At 44.3% G+C, this 17,062-nt stretch carries 14 protein-coding genes, 1 tRNA gene and 2 pseudogenes; 4 read left to right on the top strand and 13 right to left on the bottom strand.

The features are described from left to right. From O9324_RS02340 to O9324_RS02305, 8 genes and pseudogenes are all read right to left on the bottom strand, one after another. Positions 1–138, bottom strand: a pseudogene (locus tag O9324_RS02340) (photosystem II D2 protein (photosystem q(a) protein)); the annotation flags it as partial. Between the two features lie 325 nt (positions 139–463). Then, on the bottom strand, positions 464–1,225 hold the full coding sequence (locus tag O9324_RS02335) for a lipoate--protein ligase family protein (protein WP_288139382.1): 762 nt from the start codon (positions 1,223–1,225) through the stop codon (positions 464–466). Then, positions 1,188–1,664, bottom strand: coding sequence for a YbjN domain-containing protein (locus O9324_RS02330; RefSeq protein WP_288139381.1), 477 nt, complete (start codon positions 1,662–1,664; stop codon positions 1,188–1,190). The genes O9324_RS02335 and O9324_RS02330 overlap by 38 nt, the downstream gene beginning before the upstream one ends. Before the next feature lie 537 nt (positions 1,665–2,201). Continuing rightward, entirely contained in the window at positions 2,202–3,143 is a 942-nt protein-coding gene (locus O9324_RS02325) for a J domain-containing protein (protein WP_288139380.1), read from the bottom strand. Between the two features lie 202 nt (positions 3,144–3,345). Then, the gene (locus tag O9324_RS02320; protein WP_002768969.1) at positions 3,346–4,167 is read right to left on the bottom strand and encodes an inositol monophosphatase family protein; all 822 of its coding nucleotides are present in this window, start codon (positions 4,165–4,167) and stop codon (positions 3,346–3,348) included. 14 nt (positions 4,168–4,181) lie between these two features. After that, positions 4,182–4,550 carry a 2Fe-2S iron-sulfur cluster-binding protein gene (locus O9324_RS02315; RefSeq protein ID WP_002768972.1) on the bottom strand — a complete coding sequence of 123 codons (369 nt, stop codon included), beginning with the start codon at positions 4,548–4,550 and terminating at the stop codon, positions 4,182–4,184. Between the two features lie 151 nt (positions 4,551–4,701). Next, positions 4,702–6,951: a hypothetical protein gene (locus tag O9324_RS02310; protein ID WP_288139379.1), complete on the bottom strand. Its 2,250-nt coding sequence runs from the start codon at positions 6,949–6,951 to the stop codon at positions 4,702–4,704. Further along, a complete protein-coding gene (locus O9324_RS02305; protein ID WP_288139378.1) occupies positions 6,948–7,889 on the bottom strand; it encodes a homogentisate phytyltransferase in 942 nt (313 codons plus the stop codon). Before O9324_RS02305 ends, O9324_RS02310 begins: the two co-directional genes overlap by 4 nt. Positions 7,890–7,950: 61 nt before the next feature. On the opposite strand from O9324_RS02305, the gene O9324_RS02300 reads away from it, so the two are divergent. Then, positions 7,951–8,037 (top strand) — tRNA-Ser (locus O9324_RS02300). A 104-nt stretch (positions 8,038–8,141) separates the two neighbouring features. On the opposite strand, the gene O9324_RS02295 is transcribed toward O9324_RS02300, so the two are convergent. Then, positions 8,142–8,804: a class I SAM-dependent methyltransferase gene (locus O9324_RS02295; protein ID WP_287628180.1), complete on the bottom strand. Its 663-nt coding sequence runs from the start codon at positions 8,802–8,804 to the stop codon at positions 8,142–8,144. A 106-nt stretch (positions 8,805–8,910) separates the two neighbouring features. Here O9324_RS02295 and O9324_RS02290 point away from each other — a divergent pair, with 106 nt between their 5' ends. Continuing rightward, entirely contained in the window at positions 8,911–12,024 is a 3,114-nt protein-coding gene (locus tag O9324_RS02290) for a hybrid sensor histidine kinase/response regulator (RefSeq protein ID WP_288139377.1), read from the top strand. 12 nt (positions 12,025–12,036) lie between these two features. On the opposite strand, the gene O9324_RS02285 is transcribed toward O9324_RS02290, so the two are convergent. The 4 genes from O9324_RS02285 to O9324_RS02270 form a co-directional block, all read right to left on the bottom strand. Next, positions 12,037–12,435 (bottom strand): hypothetical protein, encoded by a 399-nt coding sequence (locus tag O9324_RS02285; RefSeq protein WP_149985851.1) that lies wholly within the window; start codon positions 12,433–12,435, stop codon positions 12,037–12,039. A gap of 24 nt (positions 12,436–12,459) precedes the next feature. After that, positions 12,460–12,981 (bottom strand): hypothetical protein, encoded by a 522-nt coding sequence (locus O9324_RS02280; protein WP_002760827.1) that lies wholly within the window; start codon positions 12,979–12,981, stop codon positions 12,460–12,462. A 55-nt stretch (positions 12,982–13,036) separates the two neighbouring features. Beyond that, positions 13,037–13,789 (bottom strand): class I SAM-dependent methyltransferase, encoded by a 753-nt coding sequence (locus O9324_RS02275; RefSeq protein ID WP_149985853.1) that lies wholly within the window; start codon positions 13,787–13,789, stop codon positions 13,037–13,039. An 80-nt stretch (positions 13,790–13,869) separates the two neighbouring features. Then, positions 13,870–14,361, bottom strand: coding sequence for a hypothetical protein (locus O9324_RS02270; protein WP_061433061.1), 492 nt, complete (start codon positions 14,359–14,361; stop codon positions 13,870–13,872). 191 nt (positions 14,362–14,552) lie between these two features. Here O9324_RS02270 and uvrB point away from each other — a divergent pair, with 191 nt between their 5' ends. Together uvrB and O9324_RS02260 are read left to right on the top strand one after the other, a co-directional pair. Further along, a complete protein-coding gene (gene uvrB / locus O9324_RS02265) occupies positions 14,553–16,556 on the top strand; it encodes an excinuclease ABC subunit UvrB (RefSeq protein ID WP_149985854.1) in 2,004 nt (667 codons plus the stop codon). A gap of 4 nt (positions 16,557–16,560) precedes the next feature. After that, positions 16,561–17,062: pseudogene (locus tag O9324_RS02260) on the top strand (flagellar assembly protein H); the annotation flags it as partial.

The raw sequence follows: 17,062 nt of genomic DNA, 5'->3' as shown, positions 1-17,062 counted from the left end.
TCCACCTAGGGCCATGAAGGCGCAGGGGAAGAGTAGTAAACCAGACCAACCGATGAAGACGAAACGGTCTCTTTTGAGCCAGTCATCGAGAGCATCAAACAGCCCTCTTTCTGGGGCGCGTCCGACAGCAATGGTCATGGGTATTTTTCCTCTTGCTTAACTGAAATCACGGGCAAGATTTCTTAACTTTTTTGAGTCTGGGATTACTCCCATTGTCTTATAAGATGGCGCGATCGATTGACTGGATTAGCTTGACTAAACTAGATGCGATCGCTCGTTAATCCTCACAAACTGTAAAAGATTAACGTTTCTTAAACTAGCACAAGCTAGACAATAATTTCGAGTTCGGTAAGACTTTGGTTCCTTGCGGCCTCTATCTACCTTTAACCATTATTAGCAAAAAATTACAAATCTATACAACTTGACTCATAATTGATTTTTTACGCACACAAAAGCTTTTTTGTCAATGAGTATTTATATTCATTTTTTTAATTGATCGCCATTCCCAATCCTCTAGGGGTTGCTCTAGCAATTGACAATCAAAGCATTCCTCGGCGGCGGTTTTCAGGGTAGCGATAATTGTCTCTAGGGTCAAATCTGGGGCTAAATTGAGCTTTTGAGGGGCAGAACTGGCGAAAACTTGCTCAAACAGCGAATTATCTTGCTCTAGCACCATCGAACCATGTTGGAGAACCGAGGAACCCCGTTGCAGTTGGGCGCTCCCAATAAATTTATTCCCCCAATTATCGACTAAATCCGCACCGGTAGCCGTACCAAAACAGTTAGCAGAATGGATATATCCCCGGCCGGCAGCACCGTAGGACAATTCCAGACCGAGATTTTGCCAGCCTGTGATTAAAAATTGACAGATTTGACAGTAAACTTTCCTAACATTCCCCTTCATCCCCGAATTTACCACCATATAAGTCAAATCCCCCTGATGTAGTACAGCCCGGCCACCGGTAGGACGACGAACTAGGGAGATTTTTTGACCTTGCCAAGTCAAATCACGCCAAAAATCGGGATATTGCCGTTGATGATAGCCCAAGGAAATAGCTGGGGGCGACCATTGATAAAAACGCAGAGTCGGGGGATGATGACCACAACGGTGTTGTTCTAGTAACCAAGAATCGATCGCCATTTGTCGCTCTGCCGATGAGATAATTGGAGGGATATAACGCCAAATTTTAGCCGACACCAAAGGATTCTCGTAACATTTCGTCATTATTATCTGCTACCGTCGCCACGAGAGTAATTGCTCGCGAAATCTCCCCAGCAGACAAATCGGCCACAGTGCGCTGAGAAATCACCACCACCTGATCATTCATAATGGCAAAATGAGATTCAAAGGTTTCGGCACAATTCATCGCTAATAACTTGCGGGTTAATCCCAATTCATCCTTAACGGGTAATTTGAGGACAGAAGACCACACCGTGAGAAAATCATCATCGCTTTCCCCAGTTAACTGTACAAACACCTCAACGCTACCATACTGAAACTTCCAAAGATAACCTTTTTCTGTATGTTGTACCATAGCAGTATCATTCTGCTGCAGAGTAGAAATAACCGTTTCAATCATTTCTTGGTGACTGCTCGTACTAGCCAGAAATTCATCGGTCATTGACTCTATTGCGTCCGAAGTCGCTAAACTTTCTGTGGTCATAAAAATTCCCTAAACTCGATCGATCACAATCTTATCCCAAGAGAAAAGAAAAAAGTAACAAAACAGACATAGAAGAGGGGAGTGGGGAGCTTTTTTCCTGTGATTAGTAAACAGCAAACAGTAAACAGCGAAAAGACAACGGCTTAACCATTCTCTATATAAGGGTTTCAGAACTTTTTTCTCATTTTACCTAACCCACCTTGACAGAAGATAAATGACATTTTGGGCGCCGGCGGTCATTGGTGTCAACTTAAGCAAAAAGCTTAATTATTATTAAGTAGGGAGGCACAATTATTTGTAGGATAGGTTAGCGGTAGCGTAAACTATGCGGGCGTTGGGTTTCATGCTTCAACCCAACCTACGTTCATCTTATATTTAATTCCACCCACCCACTTACTGATCAGGGTAAGCTGTTTTGTCTGTCTAGTTTGAGCTTGAGTCTCGGGCTGATCGTTTCTTTTCTCCTGTTACCTGCGTGGGGTAACAGGCGGGTTAAAATGACGATTTGGTATCAGGCTTATACCGTTATGGTTTGAGCTAGTTATTCTTTTTACCACCAAATAGAGACCAAAAACCGCTCTTAGGATTCCCTTCCTTTTTTTGTCCCTTCTGGTCTTCCATTTCAGTATTAGGATTAACTACTTTATCCAGTTCCCGTTTGCACCTAATCACCGTCGCATCTTTGGGGCGGGCTTGCCAAGCGCGATTGATATGAACCCGGGCCATGGAGAGTTGATTTTGTCGCAGATAGGCTAAACCGAGCAGGGCGTGACAGATGCTATTATCTGGTTCTTCCCGTAGGGCATCGCGCAATTCTCGCAAAGCTTGGGCGGGGTTATTTTGGTCAAGAGAGGCTTGGGCGCGGCGAATATAGGCTTCTAAGGGCGATTCTTTGGCTTTAGCCGGGGCTGCCACCACGGCAGCCGCGACCACTAACTCGGACTGGCGAGGATTGCCTTGGGAGATAAAGACTTTCGGGGTAGTTTTCTTGTTGCCCTGACCTTCGGTTAGCATCAGATAAACCAGATTGAGTTCACTGAGTTGGGCGATTTTCTGATAGGTATTTTCCAGGGCGGTATATTGATCGATCGCCAAAGATTGCAGGATTTTTTGATAGGCTAATTCATAGTTAGCGGTGGACTGGGCTAGTTTTCTAGCTGGTTCGCTATTGATGGTGATTTTACCCGAATCCCGCGCCATTGCCTTGCCCATTTGTGTTAAAACAAGGCGGAATTCTTCCCGAGATAGGTCGCGGCCCAGATGTTCGTAGGCGGGGTTAACTAATTTGGCGAGTAACTGATGAGCCTGTTCCCTTTCGGCGGGGGTGTAAAGGCGACAGGTATCGGGGTGAAGTTTATAGGCAATTTTTAAGTAACGCTCGCGAATCTTCTCATGTTCGGCATCGATCGAGACTCCTAAAATAGCGAAGTGATCGATTAAATCAAATTGAAATAACCCCTGGGAAATTGGAAAAGGCATACAGCGGCTCCTAACTCTAATCAAAATGATAATCGCAATAAATATTAGATCTCCTGCAAAAATCAAAAATCTTCCGTTAGGTGAGTAGAATCCGAGACAGGAGACTCCAAGACAGGCGGAGAAAAAAGGCAGAGGTTTTAGAGATTTTTTTGACCCAATAGCGGCTCGAGAACTTACTTTTGCAGGAGGTCTATGAAAAGAATTAAAACTGAAAGCTCCAAGAGGCCGCTTTTTGCAGAGCCTGGCTTAAGGAGGTGTGAATGTGTCCGTTAGTGGCCAGAATTCGCCCCGTTTCCATCAGAAAAGGACTCTCATCGTAGGCGCTAATTTTACCGCCAGCCTCTTCGATAATAACAATTCCTGCGGCCAGATCCCAGGGATTAATCCCTCGTTCCCAATAACCATCTAAGCGCCCACAGGCCACATCGGTTAAGTCTTTGGCAGCAGAACCGCTGCGGCGTACCCCTTGGGTCAGATGGGTGAGATAACAGAATTCGGCATAATTATTATCGGGGGTTTGACAGCGATCGTAGGCAAAACCCGTCACCAGTAAACTTTTTTCTAGTTCACTCGTCCGGGAGACATGGATAGGACGACGGTTCAGGGTGGACCCTAAACCCCGGGCTGCCCGAAATAGTTCCTTTCTAAAGGGGTTATAGATGACTCCCACTGCTGCTTTCCCTGCGATCAGGAGTCCGATGGAGACGACGGATACGGGATAACCGTGGGCATAGTTGGTGGTTCCATCGAGAGGATCGATCGCCCAGAGATACTCGCTATCCGTCCCTGGCAGTTTTCCCGATTCTTCCGCTAAAATCCCGTGTTTGGGAAAGTGACGGCCAATAATTTTGAGAATTTCTGTTTCTGCTCGACGATCTATTTCCGTCACTAAATCGCCCGATCGCCCTTTTTCTTCTATTGTCTCGATTTTACCCCAATTATCGAGGATAATTGTTCCCGCTGCTAGGGCGGCTTCGCTGGCAATATCTAGGTATTTTTCTAATTGGCTGCTGGTATCTGGCACGATTAATCCCTAATCTATTCTTCATCTAAGGGTAAACCAAAACGCACTTTTCCACGGGCAAAAAAGCGACCGAATTGCAATTCATAGACTTCATCTTCGTCTTGGGTGGCTACTTCCAGATCGCCACGAGCATAACTGACACAAAGTAAAGCATAACCTCTGGCTTTTAATTCCGGCGATAGTCCGATCGCTTCTGGTTGATGGATATCTCCTGATAATACCCTGACCGCGCAGCTGGTACAAGCTCCATTGCGACAGGAAAAGGGTAATTGATGACCCTGTTTTTCCAGACTGTGCAGTATATAGTTATCCTCTGGAACGGTGGTGACAAATTTTTCGCCCGTCTGACGATTGTTAACGGTGATTTGATGATATTTAGTCATAGTTTAGTTAGGCAGAAATTATCGATGCAATTCTAGATAATTCTAAATTTAGGGGCTATTTTGAGCAGCCATCTCGATTATATCATCAATATTTGCTCAAATGGTCATCATCTTGATAACTGTTAACTTTTTTGGGATCACTTGCTAATTTTTATGGCTCTTGAAACTTCATCTCTTTTAATCTAACTGCACCGTCGATAATTGAGATTTCCTGGGAGCCAATTTGCACGATCACATCTAATCCCTTGCCGATAATTTTAACTGCTGGGGGACGACTTTTCTGTACGGTCATCACCAGAAAAAATTCCTCGCTACCTGTGGCTAAAATGCGCTCACCTGTATTAGTTTTCTCGACTTTTAAAGTCACGGGAGTGATAAAAGTTCCCTGCATAGTTGCCCGATTTTGAGTGATAATAAAACTATTTTTTCCGAGAGTGACATTTCCCTGTGTATTCATCACCCAAGTTTTATTAATAAATTCTGGTTGCTCGACTTTACCTAATAATTTATCCATCAAGACGAATAATCCGGGGGAACCGGAGGAGAGACTGTAATCGACGGCAAAAGAGCGAACTAGAGCCACTCCTGCGGTTGAATTATCTCCTTTAACCCTAATTTTATCAGTTTTTAACGTAATTACTCCCGAACCATCGGGACTAGATTGAAAAGATAGCGGTTTTGCCTGGTACCAAGGCGGTGTTTTCGGGAAAATAACCGTATTTTCCGAGTTCCAGTCGCCTTTTGACCCCTCAAAACTCGCCCAATGTCCTCCTAATCCCCAAATTCTCACACTAGCGACATCGGGAAAAGACCATCCCCCCACAAAAGGTTGCTGTTTGAGATAGATACTAGCGACAAAATCCTCTTCATTTTGCCAGCGATTACGAAAAGCATAAAATCCCTTTTGTTGATCAACTAAAACCCGGGAAAGTTGGCGTTCGGGATTTTCGGGAGTAAGATTAGATGGATAAGCAGCGAGAAGAAAAGGGGCAATATGAGGATAATGGGGGTGAAAAAGTTGTTTTTCTTGACCTTGTAATCGCCATTTTATTGCTGGCAGCCATGATTTATCGGTAATTCCCAATCCGGCAGTTAATAAAGATACCCCTACAAACATCTGATGTCTGCCATAAGCAGGAATCAATAATTGACCATTTTTAGGGACAATTCTGGTTAAATAATGGGGGATCAATTGGGCTGCCGAAGAACCAGTTACTAAGTCTAATCCAAGACTATTTCGATACCCTTGCAAAAAAGGAAAAACAGCGAGAACCATGGGTTCGGTGGTGTATAAATCTCCTTCTGTGCCAAATCCTCGATCGCCGATAGCTGTGGTAAAATAGCGTTCTAGGTGACGTTTGGCCATTTCCACCTGTGCCGAGGGAGAATAGAGAGAATCGGCTGGCAAATCTTCTTTGAGAATCGCTAAACTAGCTAAACCTGCCGCACCTCTGGCCCGTGCATTCCAGTTACTAACTGCGTCTCCATTCCATCCATTTTTGGGTGAATCACCTTTGAGAAGTTTTTTACTTTCACTGAATAACCAGCGAGTAATTTCCTGTTGGCGCTTTTCTCCCCAAAAATCATAACAAAGATCGTAGGCGAGAGCGACTCCTGCAACAATTGGCGATTGTTCTAAGATTCTCCTTCCCCGATTTTTACGGGTTTTTTCGATAATTTCCCAGGCGATTTCTGCTGATTTTTTATCTTGATTTAAAATTGCTAAAAAACAATAACCTGTGGCATGATAACCCCCATTAGGCACATAACCATCGTAATAAATTTTTTCTTGTAAACTGTTGTTTAATTGAGCGATAATAGTTTGACCGATGGGAGTTTTCGCTTTTTCTCTGAGATTAGTTAATTCTGACTTGCGAAAGATTAAACGGGGATGTTCTCGCGCTTGTAGGGGTTGATAATTAGGGACAGGATTAGGCCATAAAGGGGAAATTGTGCCATTAACTGTGTTTTGTAGTCTTCTTCCCCCTAACGTGCCTTGATAGCTGCCAATAAGTTGGTCTTGGTAGGGGACAATTTCGATATTATAGATAGCTTCTCTGACTTCCGCTTGCCAAGGGTGAGTTTGAATGTTCATTTTCACCTGTAATCGCCAAGCGTTGTCTAATTTAATCGCTTTTACCGTACCTTGGTGATCCACTTCTTTATTGAATTTCGGCGCGTATCCCCACACCGACGGTTGACAAACAGCGCGATCACAGCTTAAATCTAGGGTAAGATTTTGATAAACGGGTTGATCTTGCCACAGTTTCCAAACACCATTTTTCAGGGTTAAACGAAGGTTGCCGGTTAATAATTGCGGATTGATAGTTTCTTGACTAGGTGCGCTTGTACCACCTAGCAAAAGTAAGGGAATGGCCGCTAAAAAAGGAGATATTTTCATATTAAACAAGCAAGGGGAAATATCAGGTATTCTAGGAAGAATAATTTCCAAATAAATTGGTAGAATTGGCTGATTTCGCTTTTATCTTCTAAATTTACCCTGCGACTACGCCACCAAAGAAGAAGAAGTAGGAGCAGATGGGCGACAATGGCCAGAGGAGAATTAATTCCTGTTATCCCCAAGAGGCCGACGGCAATCATCCCTGCATAACATAGCGAAATTGTCAAGAGGGAAATTATTAAGATTTTTTCTGGACCGAGCAGCAGGGTAAAAGTGGTAATTTGGTAAATGCGATCGCCTTCTAGGTCAGGAACATCCTTGAAAATAGCGATCGCAACAGTGAAAACAAGAACAAAAGCTGTTAAAACCCAGACTGAGGGATAGATAGACTGATTTTGATTGATAACTGTGTTGTAGTGGCGAAAAAGACCTAAATTAACGATGACACCCCGGACGGTAAAAATACAGAAGGCTGCCCAGAGGGGAAAGCGTTTTAAACGCACTGGTGGCAAGGAATAGGCAGTACCGATGAGTAAACTAATGCCTACGGTGATCAAAAGCCAAAAACCACCGATAAAAGCCAGTATAATTGCTAAAATACCGCTTAAAACCACGATTAACCCTCCTGTCAACCGAGAAAATTCGCCCTTGGCTAGGGGAAGATGGGGTTTATTGATTTTATCGATGTCGATGTCTTCCAACTGATTTAAACCGACGATATAGACATTACCCGCAAGACAAGCAGTCCAAGTGAGCAATAAAACCGACCAATGGCTAAAAAAATCGCTAATATTGCCTAAAGCAATTAAATACAGACTTAAAACACTTAAAGAAGTGCCGATAATCGTATGGGGACGGGAAAATTTCCAGAGACTCCCTAACCGGTCGAGAAAGTTAGGCCGGGGATGGTTAACTGGAAGAAAAGGAGCTTGATTCATAAAAAAAATCAATCCTAGGGCAAGTAATCTGTTAAAATAATAATCCAGACTCAAACCCTGTGGAGAGGTGGCAGAGTGGTTGAATGCGGCAGACTCGAAATCTGCTTTAGGGTCACACCTAACGTGGGTTCAAATCCCACCCTCTCCGTTGAACTGATAACTTAGTGCTGTCGTTAAGGAGCTTAAAGGATGTAGCGTTGTCCTGGGTGGTTTCCGCAAGAGCAAAAGCTTTTCTAATACCCCTTAGCTTCTTCACTTTTTCATGGCCAGGGTCAAACCATCACCAATGGGAATAATACTGATATTTACCCGTTCATCCTGCTGAATTTTGGCATTAAGGGAACGGATAATTTTGGTGCGATTATCGGTGCTATCGGCCGCCGCTACCCGTCCCGACCAAAAAACATTATCGATAGCGATAATTCCGCCCTTTCTGACCAATTGTAAAGCCCGTTCGTAGTAGGGATCATAATTACTTTTATCGGCATCGATAAAGACAAAATCAAAACTATTACCTTCTCCCCCGGCGATTAATTGATCTAAAGTCTCCAGGGCCGGAGCAATTCTTAAATCGATTTTATCAGCGACACCGGCCTGCTGCCAATAACGACGGGCTATACTGGTATATTCTTCGCTCAGATCACAGGCGATGAGCTTGCCTTCTGGGGGTAAAGCTAAGGCCACCACTAGAGAACTATAACCAGTAAAAACCCCTATTTCTAGGGCTTTTTTCGCCCCGATCACCTGTACCAAAAAAGCCAGAAACTGACCTTGTTCGGGGGCAATCTGCATGACTGCCAGGGGTTGAGAGGCAGTTTCTTGACGTAATTGAGCTAAAATCGGAGATTCTCGCAGACAGATAGATTGATAATAGGAGTAAAATTGTTGATCGAGTCCAAGAGTTTGATTAGCCATAAAAAAATTGCTAAAGGATAGAGTTATCGAGTAAAATTCTGGGTAATCTGAAGCTAGAGAGACCGTATTGGTTAACCAAAAAGGAAGACTTGGCAGGAAGCAAATCATGATGAAACCCGACTCGGATCATCTCTTTAACGAAGATATCGAACAGTTGTTAGAGAGTTTAGAAGACAAAGACGCCGACGGTAATGAGGCTCTAGACGAACTCAGCTTTTTATTGGAGCAGAGTCCCTCTCCAGCAGCCAGATCTGGGGACTCTCTTAGCCAAACCCCGTCTTCCTTGACCTCGGAAAGGGAATTAGAGGAACTGTTTGGCGATAGCATCAATTGGAAAGATGCCCCGACTAATAATCTTTATTCTACCCGTGAGCCGGCTGCCAAGGCGGAACTGGAAGATGGGGATGATCTCGCATCTCTGCTGCTAGAAGATGCAGCAGATGCAGACTCAGAAGCAATTATAGCCATCAGCCACCCTAATTTTTACGACAGCCTCGAAGACTTAGAAGCTTTTCTGGAAAAACCCACGCCACCGGCGCAACCGCCACTACCAGACATCTTTGAATCCCTAGGGGTCCTTCTCTGGGAATCCCCAGCAGTGGACCTGGTGGCGGCGGTGGAACCTCTGACAGGGTTAGAATCACTGGAAATTGCGCCAGAAAGCCTCCTAGAGGATGAATTCAAGGATTTAGAAAAACTCCTCGAAGAAACCAATCAGGTGATGGCAGCAAATCCGGCGGCCAGTGTCAGTTCACCAGTCGGGTCAAAAAACCTGCGTCCCCTTGTCAGTAAAGCTTTTGAACAGACGATGCGGGTGCCGATCAAACAATTGGATAACCTCAGCAATCTGATCGGGGAACTGGTGGTTAAACGCAATCGCCTGGAAGAGGAACAGGATCGCCTGCGTCTCTTTTTAGATAATTTGCTAACCTGCGTCCAACATCTGGGGGATGTGGGCATTCGGATGCAGGATCTCTATGAAAGAAGCCTCCTAGAAGGGGCTTTACTGGCTAGTCGCAATTACGGTGGTGCCATCGGTTACGGTAGAGTTCAGGGAGAAAATCAGGGGGATTCGGCCATGGCCGGTCAACTAGATGCCCTAGAGATCGACCGTTTTACCGATTTCCATTTATTATCCCAAGAGATGATCGAATTGATCGTACGAGTGCGAGAATCGGCCTCTGATCTTCAATTTGTCGTCGATGAAACCGATCAGGTGACGCACAGTCTGCGACAGGCCACCACTCAACTACAGGAAGGGATGACCAAATCGCGCATGGTTCCCTTTAGTCAAACTGCCGATCGCCTACCCCGGGCAATTCGCGATATTTCCCTGAAACTCGATAAACAAGCCAAATTAAAAGTGGAAGGGGGTGATGTTCTCATCGATAAGATGATCCTCGAACATCTGAATAGTCCCATGACCCATTTGGTCAACAATGCGATCACCCACGGCATTGAATCACCCCAAGAACGCCTGGCCAAAGGGAAACCCGCCCTCGGTACCATCTCTGTGGGGGCATTCCTACAGGGTAATCAAACCGTGATCACCGTTAGTGATGATGGGGCCGGTATTGATGCTGATCAGGTGAAAGGCAAGGCGATCGAAAAAGGCCTGATCGGCGCTCAGGAAGCTGAACACCTCAGTCCCCAAGAAGTCTATGAACTCCTCTTTCACCCCGGTTTTAGTACCAAAGATCAGGCCGATGATTTTTCCGGTCGTGGGGTGGGTTTAGATGTGGTGCGGACCAGTTTAATCGATGTGCGCGGGACTGTTACTATTGACTCGGTACTGGGCAAAGGAAGCACTTTTACGCTCCGTTTACCCCTAACCCTGACTATCTGTAAGGCCCTCTGTTGTGTTAGTAATCATGCGCGCATCGGTTTCTCCATGGACGGAGTGGAAGATATGAAGGATTTCCGGGCCAGCGATATCCAAATCGATCGGGAGGGACGGCGCTGCGTTTTCTGGCAAAATACTTTACTACCCTTCCAACCCTTGAGCGAATTGCTTTCCTACAATCGGCAACTAAGTCGCGGTAGTTTTTACACCGGCAAACAGGAGGAAGACTCTTTTTCGATCGTGATCCTGCGCGGTGGTAATAATCTCCTCGCGGTACAGGTGGATCAAGTGATCGGTGAACTGGAAATCGTCATCAAACAGATCGAAGGACCGATTCCGAAAACGGCTGGGATTGCTGGGGCGACGGTTTTGGGCGATGGTACGGTGATGCCGATCGGCGATGTGTTAGAGTTAATCGACATCGCCAGGGGTCGTCTGCGTGCCGATAACGGTAGTCCTTGGCACCAACCTCTCCCCCCTGTAGCGGTGGAAACTAGCCAAAAATCGGGGGCTATAGTTCTGATTGTCGATGATTCGATTACTGTCCGCGAATTGCTCTCTTTAAGCTTTAGTAAAGCCGGTTATCGTGTGGAACAGGCCCGGGATGGTCAAGAAGCTTGGGAAAAATTACGCGGCGGTTTGCCCTGTGATATCGTTTTCTGCGATATCGAGATGCCCCGCATGAATGGCCTAGAATTACTGTATAATTTGCAAAAAGACCCCCGATTAGCGTCGATTCCCGTGGCTTTATTGACTTCCCGAGGAGCGGAACGTCATCGTCAGGTGGCGGCGACATTAGGGGCTAGTGGTTATTTTACCAAGCCCTACACGGAAAGAGATTTACTCTCGGCAGCTGAAAGAATGATTGCGGGGGAAGTGTTACTAGCTAATAGTATTAAAGCGACTCCTAATCAGCCTTTATCCCCCGATACAACGATTATTGACAGTCATCACCCTAATTTTTGGGCGCAATCCCCTCCTCGGGTCTTGATTGTCGATGATTCGGTAATGGTGCGGGAAATGTTAGCGATTTCTTTGGGTAAAGCTGGTTATCGCATCGAACAGGCCCGGGACGGTTTAGAAGCATGGGAAAAATTACGGGCCGGATTAGCTTGTGATCTGATTCTCTGCGATATCGAAATGCCTCGCCTGAATGGGTTAGAATTGCTCTCTCGTCTGCAAGAGGATGAACAACTTCAGGGGATACCAGTGGCGATGATTACCTCGCGAGGGTCGCAAAAAATGCAGCATCTCGCCGCTGCTAAAGGGGCAAAAGGTTATTTTGTCAAGCCCTATATTGAGGATGTGTTACTGTCGGCAGCCCAACGTTTAATCGCTGGTGAGGTGTTAATCCAAAAACAAAGTCCCGCGGATTAAGTTCAGTTGGAGTTAAGTTTTATCGAGGAGAATTTCCACTAAGGTTTTTACCGTTGTCTCTAACTGTTCGACGCGCTGCTCTAAACTAAGAGAAAGACCGGGAGGTTTTAAACCATGAATCGCTTGCAAAAATGCCTCCCATCCCTTTGAGCATTTAATATTGTAGGCTTCTTTATAGGCTTTATAGGCATTATTATAGTTACCGTAAAGGGAGATAATATCATCTTTAGTTAAATTTCCTTCAGGCAAAGACTTATGGGCAATATTCAAATTATGATCGCTTAAACTATTTAAAACTTCTTGCAAGCGGACAGTCAAAGTGGCCGTAATTCCGTAAACTTGGGCGGCATTTTTTAGATCCTGCTGGTGCAAATCTTCTAGGTTAGCAATTAATTTACTGATTCTAGACATGATTGATTTTACTCCTTAACTGATTTATTTATCTAGCAAAGATTTGTTGATATTTGACTGACCACTCCCCATTTGTGGCCGGTCAGGATCGGAGGGCAAGTTATTATCGATCGAACCAAAATCTTCCCAGTTATCATCGAGAAATAGAGATTTCACTAAAGTCCATAAAATAGTTAGCTTTCCATATACAGACTTGGTACTACGGACATTATGGGCCGCCACTTTTACTTCCATTTCGATCTGCTTTAATTCAGCAATAACTTTCTCTCTCTCCGCCGTAATTTTGGCTTTTTCTTCAGTTAAATTCCGCATTTCTGAAGTTAAAGAATCTAATTCTTTTTGCAGGTCAACATTAGTGGCAGATATTTCAACAATTTGGTCTTTTAAATGACTGTTATCATCTCGATATTGCTGATTCCATCGTTTATATTGTCCTTGAGAGCTTCGCAGGGACTTAATTACAGCAACAGCTTCTTGTAACTCCCGATTATCTGGATAATTTCTGGCTAGTTTATAGAGAGAATCTACTCGATCGTCGATATCCATTTTTATCTACCTCTTTGCCTAGATAATCTTATGATACCCAAGCTGAACGATAAAATTAACCCGAAGAACCAGCCTTTTGGAAAATCATTAAATGTTGTTGGGGCAAAGTCTCGATGATTTCTTCTGGCAGTAAACCGATAGCGGCCATTTCTTTTTCTACCTGTCTGCGGGTCATTTTATGAAGGGCCTTGATGGGAATCAGGGGATTTTCACGACGGTATTCTACTAATACCACCCTACCATCGGGTTTTAAGGATTTGACCAGATTCTCCATCATCTCGCGGGGAGAGGAAAACTCGTGATAAGCATCGACCATTAAAGCTAAATCGATCGCATTTATAGGCAATTTGGGATCGGTTTCTGTGGCGAGAATTGTGGTTATATTCTTCACTTGATTTTCCTTGGCTAAAAAATCAATTGCCCCTAACATTTCCGGTTGCACATCGACAGCGAAAACTTGTTCTACTAAATTCGCCATAGGAAAACTAAAATAACCTGTCCCCGCGCCGATATCTGCCACTAGGTCTGTGGGTTTTAAATGTAGTGCGGTGATCAGATCATCGGGTTTTTCCGTGAACCGGCGACTAGGACGTTCTAACCATAACATTTCTTGGTGTCCCATAACTTTAGCGATTTCCCGTCCTAGATAAAATTTACCGATACCATCGCGACTATGAAGCGATCGAATCTGATAATATTCCCCTTGCGCTAAAACTGAAGCATCGTAGGTAAAATTTAATAATCCGAAACCGCAAAAAACCACTATTAGAAACGAGACAATTAAGAAAAATTTTTGCTTAAACAGCATCGGGATTAAAAACGGTGGGCTAGAAAAAATAAATTCCCCGTCCGGGACAGGGAAAAAATCTGTCTTGATCAACAAAACAATTAATCCAAAAATCCCATTAAAGTTTCGGGATCATCGATTTCATTGGAAGCAACGGGACGATTACCCATGACTGTATAGGTTTCGCTAATGTGCAGATGACTAAGAGCGATCGGACGATTGCCAGAAATCGCTAGAGTGCTACTGACTTCCATACCACTAGAGCCGACAGGACGCAATCCACCGACGGAAGAATAGGTACTAACAATTTTCAGATGGCTAACTTCCACGGGACGGCTCCCGGGTAACATTTCATCTTCCGTGAAGTGAAGATGGCTAGTACCAACAGGACGATTTTCGGGTAAGCGATGTTCAGGTTGATAGAATTTTAAGGCTTTGGAAGCCGATTCAGCGTTGTTTTTCACCGAAAGGGCGACCACTTCTTTATCTTTGGCGGTTTTAGCCGTAGTAGCTTTACCGCGTGGGCTGCTGGTCTTTTCTTCTGTGGTTGCTGGGGTTTGAGTCCCGTTCGTTTCTAGATTTTCCACCGTCATAACCTGATACTCCTTTCCGTTAATAGCTTCGGGGAAACGATAAGATTTAAGTTTAGGGTATTCTCGAAGACTTTTAATCTTTTTTTAAAATCCTCTCTAATATTAAGATACATCTTTCTTTCCCAAAACCCTATAAGTGTTGGTAATTTGATTGATAATTTATTTTGCCTGTTCTCTACACCTAGCCGCTAATGTCCGCTTTTCAACTACAAGCACCCTTTCAACCCACCGGGGATCAACCGGCAGCGATCGATCAATTGGTAGATTCCCTGCAAAACCGGCATCGTTTCCAAACCCTCCTAGGGGCAACCGGCACCGGCAAAACCTTCACCATTGCCGCCGTCATCGAGAAAATTGGCAGGCCTACCCTCGTTCTTGCCCATAATAAGACCCTAGCCGCCCAATTATGCAACGAATTGCGGCAATTTTTCCCCAATAACGCCGTGGAATACTTTATCAGCTATTACGACTACTATCAACCGGAGGCTTATATTCCTGTCAGCGATACCTACATCGAAAAGAGTTCTTCGATTAATGATGAGATCGATATGCTGCGCCATTCAGCCACGCGCTCGCTGTTTGAACGCAGGGATGTGATCGTAGTCGCTTCCATTAGTTGTATTTATGGTTTGGGAATGCCCGCGGAATACCTGAAAGCGGCGATTTCCTTAACAGTTGGTCAAGAGTTCGACCAAAGGCAATTATTACGGTCCTTGGTGTCAGTGCAGTACAATCGCAATGATTTAGAGTTAACTCGCGGTCGTTTTCGTCTGAAGGGCGATATTTTGGAAATTGTTCCCGCTTACGAGGATCGGGTTATTAAAATTGATTTTTTTGGCGATGAGATTGAAAGTATTCGTTATCTCGATCCCCTGACGGGGGAAGTTTTGCAAAAATTAGAGCGAATTAGTATTTATCCGGCCCGTCACTTTGTTACCCCGGAGGAGCGTTTAGAGGTGGCTTGTCGGGATATTAAAACCGAGTTAGATAACCGTTTATTGGAGTTAGAAAAAGCGGGCAAATTACTGGAAGCGCAACGTTTGGATCAGCGGACTCGTTATGATTTAGAAATGTTGCAGGAAGTGGGTTATTGTAATGGCGTAGAAAATTATTCGCGGCATTTAGCGGGTAGATTAGCGGGGGAACCGCCGGAATGTTTGGTGGATTATTTTCCCCAAGATTGGTTATTAGTTGTGGATGAATCTCATGTTAGTGTGCCGCAAATTCGCGGGATGTATAATGGCGATCAATCACGAAAAAAAGTTTTGATCGATCACGGGTTTCGTTTACCCAGTGCTGCGGATAATCGTCCTTTGAAGTCGGAAGAATTTTGGCAGAAAGTTAATCAATGTATTTTTGTTTCGGCCACTCCGGGAGATTGGGAATTAGAACAGTCAGAAAATCGCATTGTTGAACAAATTATCCGACCGACGGGAGTTTTAGACCCTGAGATTTTTGTGCGACCAACCGAGGGACAAGTGGATGATTTATTAGGGGAAATTAAGGAGCGAGTGCGTTTAAATGAACGGGTTTTGATTACCACTTTAACTAAACGCATGGCGGAAGATTTAACCGAATACTTGCAAGAAAGGGGAATTAAAGTTAGATATCTACATTCAGAAATTCAATCAATTCAACGGATTGAAATTATCCAAGACCTGCGAGAAGGGGTCTTTGACGTGCTGATCGGGGTGAATTTGCTTCGCGAGGGGTTAGACCTGCCGGAAGTGTCTTTAGTGGCGATTTTAGACGCAGATAAGGAAGGATTTTTAAGGGCTACTCGCTCTTTAATTCAAACTATCGGCCGGGCTGCTCGTCATATTCGCGGTCAGGCAATTCTTTACGGAGATAATCTCACCGATAGTATGATTAATGCGATCGAAGAAACCAAGAGACGACGCGCTATTCAACAGGAGTATAATCAGAAACATGGGATTATTCCGCAACCGATTGTTAAAAGGTCAAGTAATTCAATTTTGGCTTTTCTGGATATTTCCCGTCGCCTAAATTCCCAACAATTAGAGCAGGTTTGTGAGAATATAGAAGAGCTTTCTTTGGAACAAATTCCCGAGTTAATTCAACAACTAGAAGCGCAAATGAAAGAAGCGGCGAAAAATCTAGAATTCGAGTCAGCAGCTAAATATCGTGATCGGATTAAGCAATTACGAGATAAGTTATTAAATCATGTTAGATAAACCTATGACTAGATTTATTCATGACCAGTTTGCCAAAGATTATCTCGAAGAATTATTATCTTCTCTGGGAGAGGTAAAATCGGCACGGGTTGTACGCGGAGAAGTACGAGAAATCGATGTCTGGTTTTCACCCCAGATTCTCGATAATAATCCTAGAGAGCTGCTGGGATTACTGGGAAAAATGGCGATTAATCCCTGTTTATTTGAACCCTTTCGCAATCCTGTCACCCCTACAGAAATTAGAACTTGTCTGTTAAAATTGTTGCAAGTGGAAGGGGAAATTAATCGTCAAGCAAATCGTCAGAAAACGAATGTTAACGATGGGGAAATCCCCCGTCTCTGGATTTTGACTCCCACCGCTTCCGCGCAACTGTTAGAAGGATTCGGAGCTAAATTAGATGAGGAGAATTGGGGGAAAGGTATCTATTTTTTAGCTCCCTCTTTACGCACGGCAATCACCGTTATCCATCAATTACCCCCAACAGAAGCAACTCTCTGGTTAAGAA

The organism is Microcystis sp. LE19-84.1B (assembly GCF_027531875.1).
In the GTDB taxonomy this organism is placed as follows: Bacteria; Cyanobacteriota; Cyanobacteriia; order Cyanobacteriales; family Microcystaceae; genus Microcystis; species Microcystis panniformis.
Note: the sequence above shows the minus strand (reverse complement) of the source record. Positions and strands in the feature narration are given on the sequence as shown.